23 protein-coding genes and 1 pseudogene are annotated in these 20,027 nt (G+C 45.9%); 7 read left to right on the forward strand and 17 right to left on the reverse strand.

The window, feature by feature from the left end:
- Positions 1–575 precede the first annotated feature (575 nt).
- Positions 576–1,055 carry a DUF4825 domain-containing protein gene (locus tag L985_RS07685; RefSeq protein WP_052169466.1) on the forward strand — a complete coding sequence of 160 codons (480 nt, stop codon included), beginning with the start codon at positions 576–578 and terminating at the stop codon, positions 1,053–1,055.
- A 56-nt stretch (positions 1,056–1,111) separates the two neighbouring features.
- Here the strand turns inward: L985_RS07685 and L985_RS07690 are convergent, their stop codons facing one another.
- From L985_RS07690 to L985_RS07700, 3 genes and pseudogenes are all read right to left on the reverse strand, one after another.
- Positions 1,112–2,017, reverse strand: a complete 906-nt coding sequence (locus L985_RS07690) for a TerC family protein (protein WP_047394224.1) — start codon at positions 2,015–2,017, stop codon at positions 1,112–1,114.
- 218 nt (positions 2,018–2,235) lie between these two features.
- Positions 2,236–3,186 (reverse strand): annotated as a pseudogene (locus tag L985_RS07695) (TIGR03571 family LLM class oxidoreductase).
- 11 nt (positions 3,187–3,197) lie between these two features.
- Positions 3,198–4,400, reverse strand: a complete 1,203-nt coding sequence (locus tag L985_RS07700; RefSeq protein WP_052169465.1) for an MFS transporter — start codon at positions 4,398–4,400, stop codon at positions 3,198–3,200.
- A gap of 311 nt (positions 4,401–4,711) precedes the next feature.
- Here L985_RS07700 and L985_RS07705 point away from each other — a divergent pair, with 311 nt between their 5' ends.
- The gene (locus L985_RS07705) at positions 4,712–5,041 is read left to right on the forward strand and encodes a winged helix-turn-helix transcriptional regulator (protein ID WP_023468096.1); all 330 of its coding nucleotides are present in this window, start codon (positions 4,712–4,714) and stop codon (positions 5,039–5,041) included.
- 65 nt (positions 5,042–5,106) lie between these two features.
- Positions 5,107–5,724 (forward strand): hypothetical protein, encoded by a 618-nt coding sequence (locus L985_RS07710; protein WP_047394220.1) that lies wholly within the window; start codon positions 5,107–5,109, stop codon positions 5,722–5,724.
- Positions 5,725–5,782: 58 nt separating this feature from the next.
- On the opposite strand, the gene L985_RS07715 is transcribed toward L985_RS07710, so the two are convergent.
- From L985_RS07715 to L985_RS07745, 5 genes are all read right to left on the reverse strand, one after another.
- Complete coding sequence (locus L985_RS07715; protein ID WP_023468098.1) at positions 5,783–6,085, reverse strand: hypothetical protein; 303 nt, start codon at positions 6,083–6,085, stop codon at positions 5,783–5,785.
- Between the two features lie 415 nt (positions 6,086–6,500).
- Entirely contained in the window at positions 6,501–7,577 is a 1,077-nt protein-coding gene (locus L985_RS07725) for an RNA-guided endonuclease InsQ/TnpB family protein (protein ID WP_071908780.1), read from the reverse strand.
- 353 nt (positions 7,578–7,930) lie between these two features.
- The gene (locus L985_RS07735; RefSeq protein WP_029341528.1) at positions 7,931–8,278 is read right to left on the reverse strand and encodes a hypothetical protein; all 348 of its coding nucleotides are present in this window, start codon (positions 8,276–8,278) and stop codon (positions 7,931–7,933) included.
- Positions 8,279–8,303: 25 nt separating this feature from the next.
- Positions 8,304–8,504 carry a hypothetical protein gene (locus tag L985_RS07740; RefSeq protein ID WP_029341529.1) on the reverse strand — a complete coding sequence of 67 codons (201 nt, stop codon included), beginning with the start codon at positions 8,502–8,504 and terminating at the stop codon, positions 8,304–8,306.
- A gap of 16 nt (positions 8,505–8,520) precedes the next feature.
- A complete protein-coding gene (locus L985_RS07745; RefSeq protein WP_029341530.1) occupies positions 8,521–8,820 on the reverse strand; it encodes a hypothetical protein in 300 nt (99 codons plus the stop codon).
- 188 nt (positions 8,821–9,008) lie between these two features.
- Here L985_RS07745 and L985_RS07750 point away from each other — a divergent pair, with 188 nt between their 5' ends.
- The 3 genes from L985_RS07750 to L985_RS16940 all read left to right on the forward strand — a co-directional run bounded on the left by L985_RS07750 (position 9,009) and on the right by L985_RS16940 (position 10,942).
- A complete protein-coding gene (locus L985_RS07750) occupies positions 9,009–9,926 on the forward strand; it encodes an NAD(P)-dependent alcohol dehydrogenase (protein ID WP_047390549.1) in 918 nt (305 codons plus the stop codon).
- A 93-nt stretch (positions 9,927–10,019) separates the two neighbouring features.
- Complete coding sequence (locus L985_RS07755) at positions 10,020–10,772, forward strand: hypothetical protein (RefSeq protein ID WP_047390546.1); 753 nt, start codon at positions 10,020–10,022, stop codon at positions 10,770–10,772.
- 26 nt (positions 10,773–10,798) lie between these two features.
- The gene (locus tag L985_RS16940; protein WP_158513337.1) at positions 10,799–10,942 is read left to right on the forward strand and encodes a hypothetical protein; all 144 of its coding nucleotides are present in this window, start codon (positions 10,799–10,801) and stop codon (positions 10,940–10,942) included.
- A 213-nt stretch (positions 10,943–11,155) separates the two neighbouring features.
- Here the strand turns inward: L985_RS16940 and L985_RS07765 are convergent, their stop codons facing one another.
- The 6 genes from L985_RS07765 to L985_RS07790 all read right to left on the reverse strand — a co-directional run bounded on the left by L985_RS07765 (position 11,156) and on the right by L985_RS07790 (position 15,811).
- Positions 11,156–11,482: a hypothetical protein gene (locus L985_RS07765; RefSeq protein WP_029341533.1), complete on the reverse strand. Its 327-nt coding sequence runs from the start codon at positions 11,480–11,482 to the stop codon at positions 11,156–11,158.
- Between the two features lie 377 nt (positions 11,483–11,859).
- Positions 11,860–12,552 (reverse strand): chitin disaccharide deacetylase, encoded by a 693-nt coding sequence (gene chbG, locus L985_RS07770; protein WP_029341534.1) that lies wholly within the window; start codon positions 12,550–12,552, stop codon positions 11,860–11,862.
- The gene (locus L985_RS07775) at positions 12,545–12,847 is read right to left on the reverse strand and encodes a PTS sugar transporter subunit IIB (protein ID WP_047390543.1); all 303 of its coding nucleotides are present in this window, start codon (positions 12,845–12,847) and stop codon (positions 12,545–12,547) included. Before L985_RS07775 ends, chbG begins: the two co-directional genes overlap by 8 nt.
- Positions 12,844–13,176 (reverse strand): PTS lactose/cellobiose transporter subunit IIA, encoded by a 333-nt coding sequence (locus L985_RS07780; protein ID WP_419718319.1) that lies wholly within the window; start codon positions 13,174–13,176, stop codon positions 12,844–12,846. The genes L985_RS07775 and L985_RS07780 overlap by 4 nt, the downstream gene beginning before the upstream one ends.
- A complete protein-coding gene (gene celB, locus L985_RS07785; protein WP_047390541.1) occupies positions 13,173–14,492 on the reverse strand; it encodes a PTS cellobiose transporter subunit IIC in 1,320 nt (439 codons plus the stop codon). The genes L985_RS07780 and celB overlap by 4 nt, the downstream gene beginning before the upstream one ends.
- Complete coding sequence (locus L985_RS07790) at positions 14,489–15,811, reverse strand: 6-phospho-beta-glucosidase (protein ID WP_047390538.1); 1,323 nt, start codon at positions 15,809–15,811, stop codon at positions 14,489–14,491. Before L985_RS07790 ends, celB begins: the two co-directional genes overlap by 4 nt.
- A gap of 173 nt (positions 15,812–15,984) precedes the next feature.
- Here L985_RS07790 and L985_RS07795 point away from each other — a divergent pair, with 173 nt between their 5' ends.
- Positions 15,985–16,701, forward strand: a complete 717-nt coding sequence (locus L985_RS07795) for a GntR family transcriptional regulator (RefSeq protein WP_050677777.1) — start codon at positions 15,985–15,987, stop codon at positions 16,699–16,701.
- Between the two features lie 99 nt (positions 16,702–16,800).
- Here the strand turns inward: L985_RS07795 and L985_RS07800 are convergent, their stop codons facing one another.
- The 3 genes from L985_RS07800 to L985_RS07810 all read right to left on the reverse strand — a co-directional run bounded on the left by L985_RS07800 (position 16,801) and on the right by L985_RS07810 (position 19,818).
- Positions 16,801–17,154, reverse strand: coding sequence for a hypothetical protein (locus L985_RS07800; protein WP_047390536.1), 354 nt, complete (start codon positions 17,152–17,154; stop codon positions 16,801–16,803).
- A gap of 164 nt (positions 17,155–17,318) precedes the next feature.
- Complete coding sequence (locus L985_RS07805; protein ID WP_047390532.1) at positions 17,319–17,777, reverse strand: GNAT family N-acetyltransferase; 459 nt, start codon at positions 17,775–17,777, stop codon at positions 17,319–17,321.
- Between the two features lie 154 nt (positions 17,778–17,931).
- The gene (locus tag L985_RS07810; RefSeq protein WP_052169371.1) at positions 17,932–19,818 is read right to left on the reverse strand and encodes a DUF4084 domain-containing protein; all 1,887 of its coding nucleotides are present in this window, start codon (positions 19,816–19,818) and stop codon (positions 17,932–17,934) included.
- Positions 19,819–20,027 lie beyond the last annotated feature (209 nt).

The raw sequence follows: 20,027 nt of genomic DNA on the forward strand, positions 1-20,027 counted from the left end.
CGAAAACAAATCCGCATGTTAGGAAGATGAATAAAAAGAGCAGAATGAGTAAGTTAGACATTTGTAGCATCGGAGACCTCCGTGAATATGTATAGCTGGATTTTCGAACTTTCGAATAATAATAGAGTAACATAGTAATTAACATTATATAGGGAAATGACTTGTTGTTTTCTATATTTTTTAAATGAGTTACTCATTATATGAACGAATAGTTATTTTATTCCATTATAATTGAGAGGGAAAATATCATGATTATCAAAAGATGTATTCTTAAGTGTTGTCATCACTTATTTATTCCTCAGTTTGATTTTATCCTTCAGCATCGGATATACGATCGATTGGATTCCGGAAGTAACTTTAGCTCAAAAGATAAAAGGGTACGCTTTTGAAGGGTTCACTCGTTTTAGTGTTATAAAGCTTTTAATTGTTGCAGGTGTAAGTATTTTGTACAGTTTACTCTCCTCAAAACAAAGAGCATCGAGTTCACGTAAGCGTTGATTTCCTTTATTTTGAAACTTTTCTTTGTTTGATTACGTTTATTAGGTATAATCGGTCTACTAAAAGGAGAGAGTATGATGAGAAAGAGAATCGGCGCAATTGCTCTAGTGAGCGGCATGCTGATACTCGGAGGTTGCGGAACAGCGGCAACACAAACCGATGTATTTGATCAACAAGGTACATATCTAGGGGATAACAGTAACGTACGAGACATCGTCCAACAGCTACCTCATGGCGATCAGTTAAAGAAAATGGAACTGTCGACGAAGGATAAACCGTATCAACTCACGTTACGTTATGCTGGATATGAAGAAGGACAGGTCGAACAAAAAAGCAATCGTACGGCAATCTACAATGCAACAGCACTGTTCACATTGATTCCGAATGTCGACCACGTCAACATGACGATCGAGGATGCTTCGTATCACTTTACGAAACAACAGCTGCGCGATTGGTATGGAAAAGACTTTACGGCGTACGATAATGAGAAAGCACTGAAGGTGTTTACGAAGCCTTTTATCGAAGATGAACTGAAAGTAAAAGAAATACTGAATTGAAAAGAAAAAGTGGAAGTAGATGAATTTTCATCACTTCCACTTTTTTATACTATTGATTATTTCCCTGGCTTCGTCTTGTAGAAGCTATAGAAGACGCTGATTAGAATGACGAGAACGATCGTACCGAGTGACATCCAGATTGGCATTTTGTAGACGTCACTGAAGATCATCTTCGCTCCGATGAAGACAAGCATGAAGCTGAGACCATGTTTCAAGTAGTAGAAACGATCAATCAAGTTCGCGAGGACGAAGTAGAGACTACGGAGTCCAAGAATCGCCATGATGTTCGCATAGAAGATGATATACGGATCACGCGAGTACGCGAAGCTTGCTGCGACCGAGTCGACGGCGAAGACGATATCCGAAATCTCGATGAAGACGAGCGCGATCAAGAGAGGTGTGAAGAACAGTTTCCCATCAATTCGTTTTGCGAACTTACCAGACGAGATGTCTTGCGTGATCGGTAAACGTTTCTCTAACCAACGAATCGTTTTGTTCTCTTCGAGCGACGTCTCTTGACCGATGTTCTTGTACATCATCCAACCAGTGTAGACGAGGAACGCTCCGAAGATGTAGTACACCCAAGCGAAGTTCTCAAGCAACGAAACACCAGCGACGATGAAGATGACGCGGAAGAAGATTGCACCAAGAATACCCCAGAATAAGACTTTGTGCTGGTACTTCAATGGAATCGCGAAGTACGCGAAGACGAGTGAGAAGACGAAGACGTTATCAATCGCGAGAGCCTTCTCGATGAAATAAACGCTCGTATATTCGATCGCAGCGGAGCTACCTTGATCGAAGTAGAGCCAGCCACCGAAAGCGACGGCAATCGCAATCCAGACAAACGTCCACGTCCAGGCCTCCCGAAGCGAAACTTCATGTGCCTTACGATGGAAGACTCCAAGGTCAAGAGCGAGCATGATGAAAACGATGGCTAGAAAAGCAATGAGTAGTGTCAACAGCGCTTCCTCCTTTAAGGTAATTGTTATCTTGAATTTATTATAAGGTCATGAGAACTCAAAAGTAAAGAGATAAATGTTCGGAATGTGCAATTGGTTAAAAAACAATCCCCAAAAGTGGACGAATATATTCGACATGATGTGCAATGAAACGACATGAAACCCAGTTCCGAGAAGGGACTGGGTTTCATGCATGTTACTTTTAATTATATAAGTCATCATGATAAGGGAGGGAAATGCGTCACGACGTACGTTCCGAGTTCATCGATGACATCTTCCGCTGATCGCTCACCGTCGAATAGGGCGAAGAACAGATGATTGACGCCAAGCTAGCGATACAATTTCAGCAACTCGATTAGTCGATTGCGTCCGATCCGGAAACCGAGTCGAATCGGTGTCGCTTCCTCGTTCGGATCCGCAGACAGGTCAAGATGCATCGGCATCGAAAACGGGCGAAACGTTGTGTTACCGGCTGCTTGACTCGCTGCACGCCATTGTTCGATGGCACGTGCTTGTTCGAACGGTCCTTGCGGATAATACATCCAGCCGTCGCCGTTTTTTGCGAGCCAGTCCATATCCTGCTGTGCGAAACCCGTGATCATCGTCGGGATTCTCTTTTTAGGTCGCGGGACGAGCGTCGCACCACGAACTTCTCCATACGTCGAATCAATTTGCGGATAATCTTCGTATAAGGCTTGCTCCATCACTTGCAGTGCTTCCTTGAACTGAGCACCACGGCTCGGATGATCGACACCGAGTCCATGGAAGTCGGCTTGCCGGTCACCGGACGAGACACCGAGAATCAAACGTTCCGGGAACAAGGCATCAATCGTCGCGACTTCCTTCGCAGAGCGTAACGGATGACGGAGCGGCAGGACGAGTGCTGACGTTCCGAGGGCGATTTGTTTCGTTTGGCTGAGGAGATGCGTCCCGTATATCAGCATGTCATGAATCTGTCCGACAGCCGGATCAAGAAAATAAGGATTTTTTAATAAGACGTCGCGTAGCCAGAGCGTCGTAAAACCATAGTTCTCTGCTTTTTGTGCGAGCTCGACTTGATTGGCAAGCGTCGGCGTTCGCATCTTGAAATTCTCGAGCGGGACGTGGAGACCGAGCGTGAGCTCGCTCTCCCGGTACATCCGCTGATAACTTGCATGATCGTTAAACATAGTAGTCCTCCTTATTGATGTTCGAGACGACGCGAGACACCTGTCAAGATGACGGCAAGAATGACCATGATCCCGCCGACCCATGGCGTGTGGACGAGACCGATCGTATCGGTGACGAGACCACCAATCGTTGCTCCGAGTGCGATGCCGATGTTAAAGGCTGCGATATTCAAGGCAGATGCAACATCGACTGCTGCTGGGACATATTTTTCAGCCAACTGGACGATATAGAGCTGTAGTCCAGGGACGTTCATGAACGCAAGGAGTCCCATTAAGATGATACCGATGATACCGGCGACCTTGAACGGAATCATGAACGAGAGGGCGATCATGACGATGGCATGGATAATAAACATATAGAACAACGCTTTAATCGGATTACCGTTCGCGAGTTTTCCGCCGACCGTGTTTCCGATCGCAACCGCGATTCCGTAGACGAGCAGAATGATACTGATCAAGCTGGGACTGATTTTCGTGACGTCCTGCATGATTGGTGTCAAGTACGTAAAGGCGACGAACGTTCCACCGTAACCGAGGGCAGTGATCAAGAAGCCGAGCATCAAGCGTCCGTTCGTCAACAGTTTGAACATGTCGGAGAACTTAGCAGGTGGTGATTGTTTCAAGTCTTTTGGAATCAAGAAGAAGCTTGCGATGATCGCAATGATTCCGAGTGCAGCAACCGCGAAGAACGTCGCGCGCCAGCCGAATGATTGACCGATGAATGTCCCAAGTGGAACACCTGTGACCGTTGCGACTGTCAGACCTGTGAACATCAAGGCGATGGCACTCGCTTTTTTATGCTCCGGTACGAGCTGGACGGCAATCGTCGCACCGATTGAGAAGAAGACACCGTGCGAGAAAGCAGTGATGAAACGAGCCACGATCAACAATTCAAACGTCGGTGAAATCGCTGAGACGAGGTTACCAGCGATGAAGACGACCATTAATGCCATCAGTAACGTTTTCCGATTCATTCGGTTCGTCAGTGCCGTCAGGATGGGTGCACCGACGGCGACACCGATTGCGTAACCAGAGATGATGAGACCAGCGAGTGTGATACCGATATTTAAGTCACCAGCGATCGCTGCGAGCAGTCCGACGGGAACGAATTCCGTCGTACCGATCCCAAAGGCGCTGATGGCTAAGGCAAGTAGGGCAAGTCCGCCGTTTCTTGGGACCTGTTCCTCCTGGATCCGTGAGTTTAATTGATTCATGGGGATTCCTCCTAAAAATGATTTCAGTAGGGATCGTGTTCAGTGGGCCCGACCGAACATGATCCGATTGACATGACCCCAGCATAACGGGGGTGTTTCATTTCGGGAAGTACGTACTTTAAAGTGCGATAGGCACTAAAAAGTACCCTACTCCTTTATTTAGATACAAGGTCTAAAAGGAGGTTGTACTTTCCGTTGACAATTGCTATCATATAGCCAGCTAATCTGCTTGGGAAGTACGCACTTTCAAGTACGATAGGCACTAAAAAGTACCTATGCCCTTAACAGAATCACGAAAGGATGGAACATATATGCCATACAATATCCCGGTCGAAGCAACACTTGAAGTCATCGGTGGAAAGTGGAAGGTCGTCATCATGTGTCATTTGATCAAAGGCGAGCGTCGGACGAGTGAGCTCCGCAAGCTGATGCCGACGATCACGCAAAAAATGCTGACGCAACAATTGCGGGAGTTAGAAGAAGACGGCGTCATCATCCGGACGGTCTTTGAACAAGTCCCACCGAAAGTCGTCTACTCGTTATCCGAGTACGGCTGGTCGCTGAAGCCGATTCTTGACGCGATGTGCGCATGGGGAGAAGGACATATTGATTTGACGGGTGGAGAAGTCGTCTCGTCATGACGAACAAAAGTGAGTCTCGCTCGAGGCTCACTTTTTTGAATACATATACAAGGTGGGGAAAAAAGATGGAGCAACCAATCGTTCAGTTCGATTCGATTACAGTCAGTTTTGAGGATAAAGCCGGCAGCTGCCAGTCAATCGAGGAGTTTGCACAAGGATTCGAGCATGGCATCTTATTTTTTGGTCATCCGCCGGAAACCAATGATATCAAAGTCGTCCTTGATCTGAAGACGAACTTTGGTGAACGGACGTTTCGGTTTAACTTTTGCCGAATGGACCGGGCAATCGGCCATTATCTAATCGATGGGTTGGTCTGGAAATGGGTCATCTTGTGGGAATGGTATTACCAGGAGAGTTATCAAACGGGTGAGTCCTACCATATCAATCGTCCAAAGGAAGGAATTCGTGATTTTTATCGACAAGTTGATGTACAAAATGAGACTTGTTCGAATGATTATTTAGAGTCAGGCATTCTCGAGGAGGACGTATCATTTACGGATAGTTATACAAATTTTGAGAACCTAGATTGGGTCACCGAGGGAGATCCGATTAATACATTAGAGCGAATGCGGAACCAAGGTGTCTTTTTCGAGTATTATTTTAAAACCTGGATTGATTTAGAGCATTCGTTGCCCGCGATTCGACGCGTCATGGATGAATTGTATGCACATACACCTGAATAATATTTGAATGAAACGAGCACCGCTCCCTCTGTCGTCGACAGAAGGAGCGGTGCTTTGGTTAGAACGCTTTACGTTGACCTTTTAGAATCGTCTGCTGCAGAGGACCAAAGTCCCCTGGAACCGTCCGTTCCATGAACAGATACGGTTTTCCATCGACGATGAATTTTCGATCTCCAAGATACTCGAAGTGGCGACCGTCATCCTTTAATCTTCGCTTAACAGCTTGAATATGGTCTTCATGATGAATGAACCGCTCGTTAAACGTCATGACGATATTTCCTTTTTTGAATCCGAGTAAGAAGACGTAGTAGAACCAATAGCCAACAAGACAAATACCAACGGCCAATAACAAATCATACATGTGTGTCGAGCTCCTTTCGTGTATACAGATTTTTACGAATATTACTGTAAAAAGATTCAATCAATTTCAATTAAAAGTAAAAAAAGTATTCATCCGAAGATGAATACTCGTTATTTTTGAGCGATGTATCTCTTTTGATCGAAATCATATTTAAATTCAACGATCATCCATTCATCACCCGTTGAATTCCGATACGAGTAAAAGAGCGATGTCTGTTTTTCTGGATACTCGACTGTATTGTCATTATAGGCTTTTCCGATCTTAGATTGACACTCCCACGGCTAAAGCCGCAAGCCCACACCGTTGGTGAGGGTGGGATTCTCAAGTGCTTGGCGGACTCAATCCATTTCTGCTTCGTCCGAGCCTTGAGGTAGGGGTGTGCCATCACCCCTCCTGAGACAGACCGTATAGGTTCTCAGGCTGATGGACTGTTACCATCCATCACAGGTGCGTATCGAATGTTCATCGCACCGACGGTGTCCCGATGTCCTTTAAACCCACAGGCACACGTGTAGACCCTATCCCTCACCTTGTTCCTGACGGAACAGGATGGGCAGGTCTGACTCGTGTAGGCGGGGTTCACATACTCAACCTTGATGCCCGACAAGGCGGCTTTGTATTCGATGAAGGACGCGAGACGATAGAACGACCATGAGTGGAGGTTCTGGTTGTTTTTACGGCTTGTTCTTGCCGTCTGTCGGATGTTCGCCAAGAGTTCGAGGCGAATGACAGAGATTTTCTTCTGTCTTGCAAAATCGACGATGGCTCGGCTGACCTTGTGGTCCTTGTCCCGCATCCACCGCTGTTCCTTCTGATTGCGTCGTTTGATAGCCTTCGGCTTCTTCTTTTTGCCGAGTGCCTTCCGTTCCGCACGGAACTTGCGTTTCATATACTTGTTCTTACGACCGTTCCCGAAGAAACGGGTCGTGTCGTCATCGGTGACGGCGACCGCCGGCACTTTTAGTCCGAGGTCAACCCCCATCAGCCGCACCCCCGTCCGAGGAACGGTCGGGACATGGACGGAAATCTGAGCGATCCACTTCCTTCCCTTCTTCGTGACCCTGAGCGTCCCGAGTTTGTTGGCAAGGAGTCGGGTATTCCGATTGTCCTTGTCAACCATGGCAGCACGGAATCGCATCTTCACGGACTTCCCGTCCATCCAAACGGGGAAGGAGATGCTCTCGAAGTCGAAGGAATAGTTCTGATTGTTCCAGACGCAGACCGGCTTTTTGAGGACAGGGATGCGTTTGAAATCCTCTTTCCTCGCCTTCTTGTAGATGCCGACGGCATCTCCTGCGAGTTGGTTCTTCACGGCGCTCGGAAGGGGGGTGTCGATGTCCTTGCTCGACCACCTCTTCCCGTCCTCGGAGGCGACCATGTTCGCCACGACTCGGTTGGCGGTCTGGATATAGGTCTTGCCCATCCTTTTTAGGATGGCATCCTGACGACGCGTGGCATAGATTCGAACTTCTACCGTGACGACTTGACTCATCTTTGACACCTCCTTCATCATAATAATCAACTCCATTATAGATTTACTATAAATGCATTTCATCAGGAAGAACAGTCGGGGACATGCGGTGTCTGAAGACACCACGTCCCCGAACTCGCTATCATCCCACCCCTAAAGGAGTGGGCTTTCTCGCTCGTACATTCTGTAATCTTCTGTGCGGTGAGCCGTCATGACACCTAGCCCTTTACCAGAGAGAATATGATCGAATTCAGCTATCGTCATGCCTGGTTTAAATTTCTTTCCTGGCAAGAGTCGTTTTTTCGAAGGCGCTTTAGGGGTGTATTCCTTTTGCACAAGATATAACGTGTGACCTTCTTGTTTCGTTTTGAAGATCAGATGCATGCGCTGTAAAGACCAATGATCATTTTTTCATCGTACGGATAAAATGAGAAAGCGTATAAAGCATAGTCGTCTTTGATTTCACTCAATATTACATCATGATTGAGTGTCGTGACGCCATGTTCTTTCTGTATGTATTTCTTATATGATTTTCCGTAGAGCGATTTTGCGACGTCTGTCGCGGTCATACCGAGTTTTAGTTTTTTGTACGACGTATATTCCTTTGTCGCCGCGTCGACAGAATGAGGTGCGAAAACAGCACCAATCATCGAAAGCGTGATCAGAAGCGCGAAGAGTACCTTCAACTGAATAAGGTGTAATTTTTTCGTACGTATCATCATGATTGTGTCTCCTTTGCCAAACTTATTAAAAACCGTGCGATTCTTTTCGTTTGAGATACCAGAGTAGACCGAGGGTAATGCAAAAACCAATCGCACCTATGATTCCGATGAAAAACAAACCGGTGATTTCATCACCATAACTTTTTTGAAAAAAATAGGATGAACCGAAGATGAGGCTCATGCTCATGAAAATATTGCGTAGATGGCGGAGTACTGGAACAATCATGGATAATCCCTCTTTCTTATTTTTTCGTTCGACGGATCTCGGTCGCAACAATCGAGTCCTTTGCAAACGTCACTTGAATCGTGTCACCCGTCTGAATGGCAACTGTGTTATCCGTTTTGCCATAGACGATCGTGTCCGTTGTGACGCGAATCTTTGTTAAAGCATACTGTTCGTCCGGTTTTTGTTCGCTCGGAGCGACGAATAACGTATCCCCTGTAATTTTCTCGACGATTCGTGCATCGTTCTCGTGTGTACAGGCACCAAGCAGCATACTAAGGAATAGAATAAAAGCGAAAAGCCACCGATGTGTCGGCATGAACCAGGCACCTGCTTTCATCAGTTAATAGGGTTAGATGAGATCGTATGATTATATAAATTTTACCAGTTGCGATACTGATTGATGCGAATCACAAAAATATTCTTGCTCTGAAATGAAAGGGATTCAGGCAGGAATCGGCGTATGATTAAAGAAATACCATCATCTCGATCAGAGGAGGAAATACGATGAAGGCAGCCATCTGTACCCGCTACGGATCCCCGGACGTCTTGCACATCACAGAGGTACCTCGTCCGGTTCCAAAATCAAACGATCTATTGATTAAAGTACATGCATCTGCCGTCCATTCCGGAGATCGTCGCATGCGTTCGCTCGATGTCCCACTGTTAGGGAAACTTCCGATGCGTCTGGCTGTCGGCTTCAAGCGACCGCGACAACCGATCCTTGGCGTTGTTCTTGCCGGAGAAGTCGTCGAAGTCGGTCAAGACGTCAAGCAGTTCCAAGTCGGAGACCGTGTCCATGCCTTGACGGGATTTGGCTTCGGTGGATACGCCGAATATGCATGCGTGTCTGAGAAACGTTGCATTGCAAAAATGCCGCAACACGCATCGTACACGGAAGCGGTCTGTCTCCCGTTCGGTGGTACGACGTCGCTCCATTTCTTCCGGAAACTCCAAATCGATCAGATGAAGACGATCTTGATTTACGGTGCGTCGGGTGCTGTCGGAACAGCGGCCGTTCAAATCGCCAAAGCAAAAGGGCTGCAGGTGACGGCTGTCTGTAGTGGACGAAACACGGAGCGGGTCAAAGCGCTCGGTGCCGATCACGTCATCGATTATACAAAGGACGGCTACGATGGATTGTTGCTGAAGTACGATGCCGTCTTCGATGCGTCCGGAAAGATCAATAAGACGCAAGCGAAACGGCACGTCAAACAAAACGGCGCCTTTGCATCCGTCGCGGGACAAGGTGTGGCGAGAGAACGGAAAGAAGATCTACACTATTTAAATGAACTGTTTGAAGCGGGACGATTCAAAGCCGTCATCGACCATATCTATTCACTTGATGAGATCGTCGAAGCGCACCGTTATGTCGACGCTGGGCAAAAATTCGGTAACGTCGTCGTGTTAATAGCAAACGAATGATTCATCGAACCACCTGATTCAGGTGGTTTTTTTATGGTTATCCAATATATGTTAAAATAAAATAGGCTATTTTAAGGATGGGGGGATATAGCGATGATGAAACAGATTCATGCGTTTGAGACAAAAACGGACTATGAGAAATACGAAGCGGTCACGCATCGCTTTCGAACACGGTTAGACGAGTATCAAACGATCTTACAAGAGAAATATCAACTGATCGACGTACCGAAAGGAATCGTTTGGACGTCAGCGGAACTCGCGACGACGGTCTTCTCAGACATTCCGATTCCAGCGTTTACGAATAAGGACTTGATCTACATATCACCAGACGTTGCAGAGTGGCGGATGCTATTTTTGTCTCAACTTGACGGGAAGGACGTACCGCATATTCGAGCGTTCTACGAAACGCTTACTGAAGATCACGTCTTGACGATTGCTGGTCATGAACTGACCCATCATTTGGATTTGTTCGTTGATGAATTCGACGATGAGAGAGAAGACGGAATCTGGTTCGAAGAGGGAATGTGTGAGTACCTCCCCCGGAAGCACCTGTTGTCGGACGAAGCATTCAAGCGAATTACTTTAATTGAGACAGAGCTGGTCGAGCTCTTTCAGGAAGAGTATGGAGCGCGTTCGATTGATCAATTTGGGAGTGCCTCCTATGCCAGTAGTCTGTCGAGTATCATGTTTGATTATTGGCGGAGCTTTCTCGCGATCCATCATCTCATCGAGGAACGGTATGACGGGAACGTCTTACGCGTTTTTGAAGCATATCGGAACTGGCATGAACAGGGGCGGATCGTGCCGCTATCGGAATACTTCAATCTTCAGACGGTAAGACGCTAAGCTGTGTTTGTAGTGGAGGAGGGCTTATGAATCGTTACAGTATTCTTTCGTTATCTGCATTCGTCTGTTTTTGTTTCTTCTTTTTCCTGATGAAGAGCGGAGTCAGTCTGAAAGGGTTTGGAACTGTCTATATCTTACTTCTGTTTATCATTCCGTTAGTCGGCGTATAAACAGGGTACAAAACGAAGCACCGAATACTCAAGTGGGGATTCGGCGGTGTCCATCTCATTACGTTCTGCATGATGTCATATTTGCTATTACTAGCTTACGGTATTTCTGAGCAGTGAAAGGTGTTAAAAGAAAAGGTCAGATGATTCCGTGTAAAAAAGGAAACTTCTGACCTTTCGTGATATGTAGTGTGAAATAAGAAATCATCACGTGATTTAGTCTCGCTTTGGCAAACTAGTCGTTGTGCCCATCTCAACGACGTGATCATCTTGAAGACGATACAGGAAATATTCTTCTTGTTGAAGCCCTTGACCCTGTACTTTCACGGCAATCTGATAGCGTTTTTCCTTGTCGCGGTGTTTGTCGTCATAGGCAGAATGGAGTGAGGCGACATGTGCTGGACCGTACTTTTTCACGACATAGGCCTCAACTTTTGTGCTGACATGCTGCTCGAATCGTTCATCGTATCGGACGTCTAAGTAAAACAGCAGTCCACCTAGTAGGAGAAAGACAACCAAAACGTTGATTCCGATTTTTTTCAATTCATCACTTCCGATCGTTCCATAGCATTAAACCTAGAAAAGCTGTTACAGATGATCGGAAGACGATGCATCATAACAGCGATTGAATCATTAATTTGAAAATCTACATCATTTGAGTGATTGCTTTAGATATCGACTCCAACTAATTTAAGAATGATGATGATCGTGATAGCTGAGAGCGCAAAAGAACCAGCATAAGCGAGTTGTTTTTTCAAAGGTATCTCCTCCTCATGAAAGTATTACCATTAGTATGTCATTAAACGAGATATATGTAAAATTAATTCCATATTTTCAACGCGATTTTTAACACAGTGTTTCATGAAGAAAATGACAACATCCCTACTCCTCGGTTCGTCAAGGCAGTAGGGATGTTATTTTCATGTCCACCAATCCGGTGGAGTATATCTCGTTAAAAGATCTTTCTCGACAAGTCGCTGCTTCACATAAGACGTGACACTTGGAAGTAGCGTATCCATGTTGGCAGGGTGCACCATGACCTCAACGGATGAACCGGGTGAAATTGAATCAAGTGTCGCAAACGAAACGCCCTCTCCATAAAACCGCTCATCGAAGCGATTTGTCAGCCAGAGATCCCGGTGCTTCTCGTTCCCCGCAGCACGGAACGTCGTTTGATATTCATTAGCGAGCTCGACGATGACAGAGTCGATCGCGGACCAGCCGTGGATATGATGGTGACTGTCTAAGTGGTGCAACGACAGCCCGGTAGCAAGAAAAGCTTCAATCTGGGCTTTCCATTCCAGGTAGACGTCTTCAGGATCCGGTGGCTCTTCCTTCAAAAAGCGACTCGTGAAACGAAACGTCCCGTCCTCCTTTGTTAACGACTGACTTGTCGAAGCGAGCGGTTTTCCCCAAGAGAGCACGAGATGTACGCCGACATGCAGGTCCGGGTGTTGCTGAGAAAGTCGAACAGCTTCTTCGACCGCATGTCCGTTCATCATCAGCGTCGTCGAATTGACGGGACCGTAAAGATGACTCTCGATGATGCCTTGGTTAATACCCGTCGTCAAACCGAAATCATCAGCATTGACGATTACACGCGTCTTAGGCATGTGCCGTGCCAGTCAGCGAGAGTGCTTGATCAAGCACTTGATCGCCCTTCATCAACCCGTATGCCATGTTGTCAATCACAGCAACCGGCACGTTAACTGCTGTACGGATTTTGTTCTCGAGGTAGCGGACTTGTGGACCGATCAAGATGACGTCCATCGTCGTATGTTCCTTTAGTCGCGATTCGGGTACTGCTTCGATCGTTGCGTCAAGCCCTCGTGCTACGGCTTCCGTCCGCATTTTTTCTACTAAGATTGAAGTGGACATGCCTGCTGAGCAGACGAGTAAGATGTTCATTTCGCTTCCTCCAGTCGATTGATTTTAGTGATCATGTCGATCATCTCGGTCGCCAGTTCCTTGACCGTCATCGCCGTCATCAGATGATCTTGAGCGTGGACGAGTAGGACGCTCATCTCGTTGCTGGTTCCTCGTGCTTCTTCTTGTAAAAGTTCTGTCTGAAGTTTGTGTGCCTCAAGAAACGAAGTCTCTGCTTCCTCGAGTTTCGCTTGAACAAGTGCTTCGTCACTGCGTTTAGCAGCAGCGATCGCTTCAAACGCACTCGAGCGTGCATTTCCGGCATGTAGGATGATCATGAACGATAATTGTTGGATCGATTCTGTCTTCAACTGATTTTCTCTCCTTCATGTATACTGTCTTTGTTTCGATTGATTTCGGCAGTCATGGCGCGCGCTCCTGCTACGACGAACGGGATATAGATCAATGTCGCGAGCGTCAGATTGAACACCTGAAGCAGGACCCCGCGGATGCTACCACCGGTGACAAGGTACCCACTGATGATCGGTGGTGTCGTCCATGGAACGATGGCGACCGTCTTTGGAACCATTCCGGTTGATAGTGCGACATATGAGACGACCGTCAAGACGACCGGTGCGAGAATGAATGGAATCAACATGACCGGGTTGAGCACGATCGGCATACCAAAGATGACCGGTTCGTTGATGTTGAACAGACCGGCGGGTGCTGATAGCTTAGCGACTTGATGATAGGGATGATTACGTTGTTTCCTTACGACAATGAAGATCGCAAGTAGAAGTGACAACGTCGTACCAGAGCCACCCATGAAGACGAACGCATCGAGAAACGGTTTCGTTACCGTATACGGGACGTCATAGGCGGAAGCACCAGCTTGAAAGGCAGCTAAGTTCTGTTCAATCAGCGGTAAGTAAATCGGCTCGATGACCGACCCGATGATGTTCGTGCCGTGTAGACCGAAGAACCAGAGGACATGGTTCAAGAGGGCGATGATCAGACCGGCGGCGAGCGAATCTCCGAAACCTTGAAGCGGTTGCTGGATTGCCTTGAAGATGACTTCGAAGATGCTGAGTTCGAGTTTTATTTGAATGAACAACTGGATCGCAGCAACGACCGTCAAGATGATCATTGAAGGAATCAATGCTTGGAACGATCGGGTGACACCACCAGGCACACCCTCCGGCATCCGGATCGTCAGCTTCGTATGGATGAGAAGACGGAATGCTTCCGTTACGAGAAGCGAGACGATGATGGCGACGAATAGCCCTTGGGCGCCGAGCCAAGCGAAGCTGAGTCCCCAGTCCTTCGTGACCGGAACGAGCATGACGTAAGAAGCGATCGACAGAATACCAGCAGCGAGACCGTCGATATCGTAGGACCGTGCCAAGTTATAGGCAATCGAGAAGGCGACCAGTAAGCCGAGAATCGCGAAGGAGGCATTCCAAATGTTGCCGCCAAGCCGTTGCCAACTTCCTTCACCAAAAGCGGCATTCATCGAGCCGACGAAATCGAGCGACCAGCTACCGAGCTGGATGGCAGGGAAGTTATTGATCAGAATCGCGAGTGAGCCGACGATGATGAGCGGCATGACGGAGACAAAGCCGTCACGGATGGCGACGAGATGGCGCTGGGAACCGATCCGTCCGGCAATTTCAATGAACTTATTCATGAGAGAACCTCCTTAAGCTGGAATTGGGGTAAGTAAGCCTGATGCGCGCGGAACAGTTCTTCAAGTAAGGCATCAATCCGTTTTTCGTCTTGGATCAAGGGATTCATGAGGGCAGCGACATAAGCGTCCTCGTACTTCCCGGAGACGGCTGCTTGAATCGTCAGTTCCTCGAACGTCTTCAAGTTCGTGATCAGTCCACGGACGGGGAGTGGTAAGCTACCGATCGACAGCGGACGCGGTCCGGCTTTTGCGATGACAGCGTTGACCTCGATGACGGCATTTTCCGGTAAGTCACGGATCGTCCCTTGATTCAGCGTATTAACGGTCTGGATATCACCACGGTCGTTATAAAGCGAGTCCATCAAGTTACACGCTGCATCCGAATAGTATGCTCCACCGCGTTGCTCAAGTTCCTTCGGTTTTACGTCGAGCGATTCGTCTCGGTATTGTTCGAATAGTCGGCGCTCGACTTCTTGGACGACTTCAGCTCGTGTCCCGTTCTCTTCGTAAGCTTGTCGATCTTTTGCGAGGACATCGCGCGTTTGGAAATAATATTGATGGTACGGGTTCGGTAACAGCTTGATTGAATTCAGGAATGAGTCGGACCAGCCGAGTCCAACGATATTCGCTGGCGAGTAGTCGTTTCCATCACGCAACGCAGTGAGTACATCTTCTGTCCGATCGACACCATTCACCGTGACATGTCGACCAAAGATGAAGTGATTCAACCCGATGAATTCGATTGAGACGTGTTCGACGGGGGTAAGCAGGATTTCAGCAACGGAGTTCCGCATATTGAACGGGATATTGCAGACACCGATCACTCTCTGATGCTTGGAGTGTTTCAAAAGTGCCTCGGTCACGATGCCAGCTGGATTCGTGAAGTTGATCAACCAGGCGTCGGGACAGAGTTCAGCCATCTCGTCCGCGAGTTCGAGCAAGACGGGAATCGTCCGGAACGCCTTGAACATACCGCCAGCACCATTCGTCTCTTGACCGATGAAGCCATGCTTGAGTGGAATGCGCTCGTCAAGAGCCCGTGCCGATAGACCCCCGACGCGGATTTGCGTCGAGACGAAGTCGGCTCCACGGAGGGCTTCTCTTCGATTGAGCGTCCAACGAAGCGTGATCTTCACGTTAGACTTGTCAATCATCCGTTGTGCGAGTTTACCAACAATTTCGAGCTTTTCTTTTCCGTCCTCGATATCGACGAGAACGACCTCGTCGACCGGAAAGGAATGGTGACGCAAAATGAAACCTTCGATGATTTCCGGTGTATAGCTGGAGCCTCCACCGATGATGACGACCTTGAGTGGCATATTGTAAATTCCTCCTCATGAAAGCGATTTCTTTTTGTTGTAACAAATGTAACAAATAATACAACTTAAGACAATAATAAAACACAAATAATACAAATAAAGATTTGTATTTGCATTTGTATGATGTCTGTATCACAATAAAGGCACAAAGGATAAGAGGAGGAGGTGGCATGATGTCGCAATCAACATTACAGACGGCAATCAAAGAAGAATTGCTATCGCGGATCAAGAGAGGCTATTACGAAGAAGGGAAAAAATTCCCGACAGAGTATGTGCTGTGTGAGGAATTTGATGTCAGTCGGACGACCGTTCGAGGGGCATTGAACCAGTTGACGCTAGAAGGATACTTGATCCGACAACAAGGACGTGGAACGTTCGTTGCGGGCAAAAAAGTCCGACAGACCTTATCGCATACACCGAACAACTACGCCGCTCAATTAGCGGTGCAAGGGAAGCGAGGCGAGGTGTCGCTAATCCAATTATCCGTCGTCTCAGCGACTGATGTCCTGACAGAGGTTTTTGCAGTAGAGGAACAGGCACCGATCCAGAAAATCGAACGGATTCGTCATGCTGACGGTGAACCGACACAATATGAGATCTCATTCATCCCGTGGTCGATTGCTCCAGGAATTACGAAGGAACAGGCGGAGCATTCGTTGTTCGATACGTTAGCAAAAGTCTTTGATATCCAGGTGGCGAAAACGACAGAGTCACTTGAAATCGTTCTAGCCGATGAAGCAATCAGTAGTCATCTGAAATGTCCAGTCAATGCACCGTGTTTCTACATCGAAACCGTAACAGAGGATCAAGGGGGACAAATCATCGAGTATTCGCGTTCCTACTTCCGTGGGGATAAGACGAATTTCGTGATTGAACGTTCGTATCGTTAAATTGAATAGCGTTGTTGTCGAGCAAAGCGAAAAAAAGGTTGTATCCATTTACACATCGAAATGGACGCAACCTTTTTGACGTCATGCGTTTGTTTTAACTTACATCATACTGAGTAAAAGCTGAGGGTGCTGTTCATGTAACGAATCGTCTTGGATATAACGATGAAAGGACAATGACGAATCGTTCATATGGAAAAGCGTCAGCTTTCGACTCTCGAAGTCCACTTCTTCTATGTAGACAAGTTCTTTGCTACTACCAGAATCACTGGTTTGACGCATGGATAAAGGAGTTCGTTCCCGTAAAGCAATGAATAATATGACTTCCATTTTGTAAGTCATAGAAACAGAAGCATCATGGTAAAGATGAATGGATGAATCGATGGAAAGGCAAATCGGCCGGTTCATGGTGTGTAACGGTGCAGGATGAGTCATTTCTTTTTGAAGGTGCTGCATGGTGGACCTCCTTGTAATAAGAACGTATGTTCATATTATGTGGTGTAGATCCATTTTTTGCAATCTTATATAACGGCAATGACTTATGAATGTGTTGTCCATCATCGTTCAAGTTGCATTGTCAGAGATAGTACCACGCTTTTCATAAAAGGATGCTGATATTCTCATAGATCTTGGGATAATCGAATCATATCGGTACACCGGATTCCATTTTCGATGATTTCCTCTTCATAGTGTCTCAAGAAAAAGTTCATGTCGATTCCGACGATCCGGAATCCACATTTTTGGTAAAGTGCTAACTGTCCAATGCTTGAATTGCCTGTTCCGATCTCTATGGTGGTGTATCCCATTGTTTTAGCTGTGTTAATCGCATGTCGTAAAAGATCCTTCCCGACACCTTTTCCTTGGTACAACTCGTCCACTGCGATATTTACGATTTCGATTGTTTGCGGTCTTGTCGGGAGAAGTACATATACACCGATCCATTGTTCATTGTTTTCAGCAACGAAACAATGACCTCTTTTTACATAGTTTTCGACTAACTTCAGAGACGGGTCCGCCGCTAGCAAGAGCTCCATCGGAGGAGTCTCATGGATGGACAATTGATGAATATCTACATTCATAACTGTATACTCCTTACATTTTAAGATTAATTAGCGAACCACTATTTTTATTTCCTTTAAACGTACTATCATTTAATAAAAACCAGCATCTGATAAATAATCAGGTGCTGGTTTCATATTGTAAAGAGTCAATACCCAAGACAAATAAGTTTTTTTAACTCGGCATATGTTGAAGTTCATTATAAAGAACGTAGCTTCCTGAGGGAATGTCTTTTGCGCGATACATGGCGAGATCAGCGTGCTGTAGCATCTCGAGCATACTCGAGGCATCCGTCGGATAGCAGGAGATACCGATGCTTGGCGGACAAGAAATCATATGATTGGCAATCTCATAAGGTGCTTGTAACGTGCTCAACAACTGAGTTGCCATACGATGAAGTTGTTCGTATGATTTAACATTCTTTAAAAGTAATGTAAATTCATCACCGCCTTGTCGTGCCATCATGTCAAAATCCGTTTCGAATGATTGTAGTCTTCTAGCAACAGCTTTCAATAACTGATCACCGATATCGTGTCCAAGTGTATCGTTGACTGCTTTAAATTGATTTAAGTCCATGAAAAATAAAGACACATTTGATGAAGGATGAAGAGAATTACTTTTAATGAGCTTTAACAGTCGTTCTTCGAACGCAAGCCGATTGAATAGTCCTGTCAGCGCATCATGATAGGCAAGGTATTGAATACGTTGTTCATTTCGTTTTATTTCAGTCACATCTTTACCGATACCGAAGATTCCAACAATTTCGTTTTGGACGATGATTGGAACATTGGTGATGTTCATATACATACTGGAACCCAATGCATTTTCAACAACGGTCTCATAACTTCGTGGCATACCTTTAAATACTTCCTTTAATTCTTTCGCGACCGTCATCCGGTGTGTATCTTTGACATAGCGAAGGCTATCTTGACCCATCAAGTCAGTTTTAGAGACACCGAGAAGATCGCTACAGGCAGTATTCGCACTATCGAATTGACCTTTAAGGTCCGTTGAATACACTGGATCTGGATGGTATTCGAACAAGGATTTATACCTTTCTTCGCTTAATTCAAGCGTTTGTGCTTGATCGTAGTAGCGACGGACTAATTTATGATTCTCGATAATAATTAAGACTTGCCGGGTAATGACGAGTAAAATGGAAAGTCCTGAACCTACTGTCACGATATCGAAACTACGCGAGTGAAATCCCATGAAGACGAACAGAATCAAGACTCCCCCATAAGGCGTGAGCATTTGAAAAATATTTAACTTTTCGTGATGAGTCGTTAACGTTGTACTTATAGTATTTGGCTGATGTTGAAGACCTGAAAAAGCTAAAACGATCATTGCTATGATGAACAGAGGGTCAATTAAACTACCTGAGATGTATGTGTCTTGAGCAATCAAATACAAGTAAACAGAGTCAGCGATTGCTTGTATCGTGACGGCTGCGATAATGAGATACATGGATAAACTCTTATCTTTACTCGTAAGATTAAAAAATAAAAAGGAGGCGGCGACTAACATACCCAAATCTCCTAAAGGATAGATTAAGGAAACAATGAGAGCATTAATGGTTGCCACACTCGTATCCAGAATAGGTTCGATTAAAAAGTGCCAAGAAAAGGTACTCGCAACGACTAAAATGATCATGACATCAAATAAGAATGAAATGCGTTGCTGTATTGCTGCATCCTTCAAAATTTTGTATATCAAAGCGTAAAGCAGGAAAAGGACTTGAAGAATGTAAAACACGTCTGGCCATCCTGGAAACGCCACGTTTTTGTGGAAAATACTTTCTGTGAAAAACCAAATCAATTCGGCGACTAAATAACAAAAGGTGCCGAAAGCGATAAGTAACCAGAACTTACGATCATTTGAATCAGCCCATTTGATAGCAATCTTTAAGTAGAGAAGGGCGATCAACAACCCTGCAATCGAAAAGATATTTCCCCCTAGTGCTTCAAGGAATTGAGAATCAGAAAAAGTGAAAATCCATCCATAATAGCCTAACGCATAAAGTAGAATGATTAGGATAAAACTTTTAGGTTGTTTAAACATGCTATTCATATACTCCTTCTTATCATATTCACTTAGTATACAATGAGCTTATTTTTTGAAAAGAACTTGTTTATAAAACAGGTCTATACTGACTTATCAGACAAAGCATCTTCTAATAACGCCTTAAGAACAAGGTAGAAAAATAAGTCGCAATCATAAAGTGCATGATATAAACGATCAAACGTCATCTACATCATGCACTTTAAAAA

The organism is Exiguobacterium sp. ZWU0009 (genome assembly GCF_000798935.2).
GTDB lineage: Bacteria > Bacillota > Bacilli > Exiguobacteriales > Exiguobacteriaceae > Exiguobacterium_A > Exiguobacterium_A acetylicum.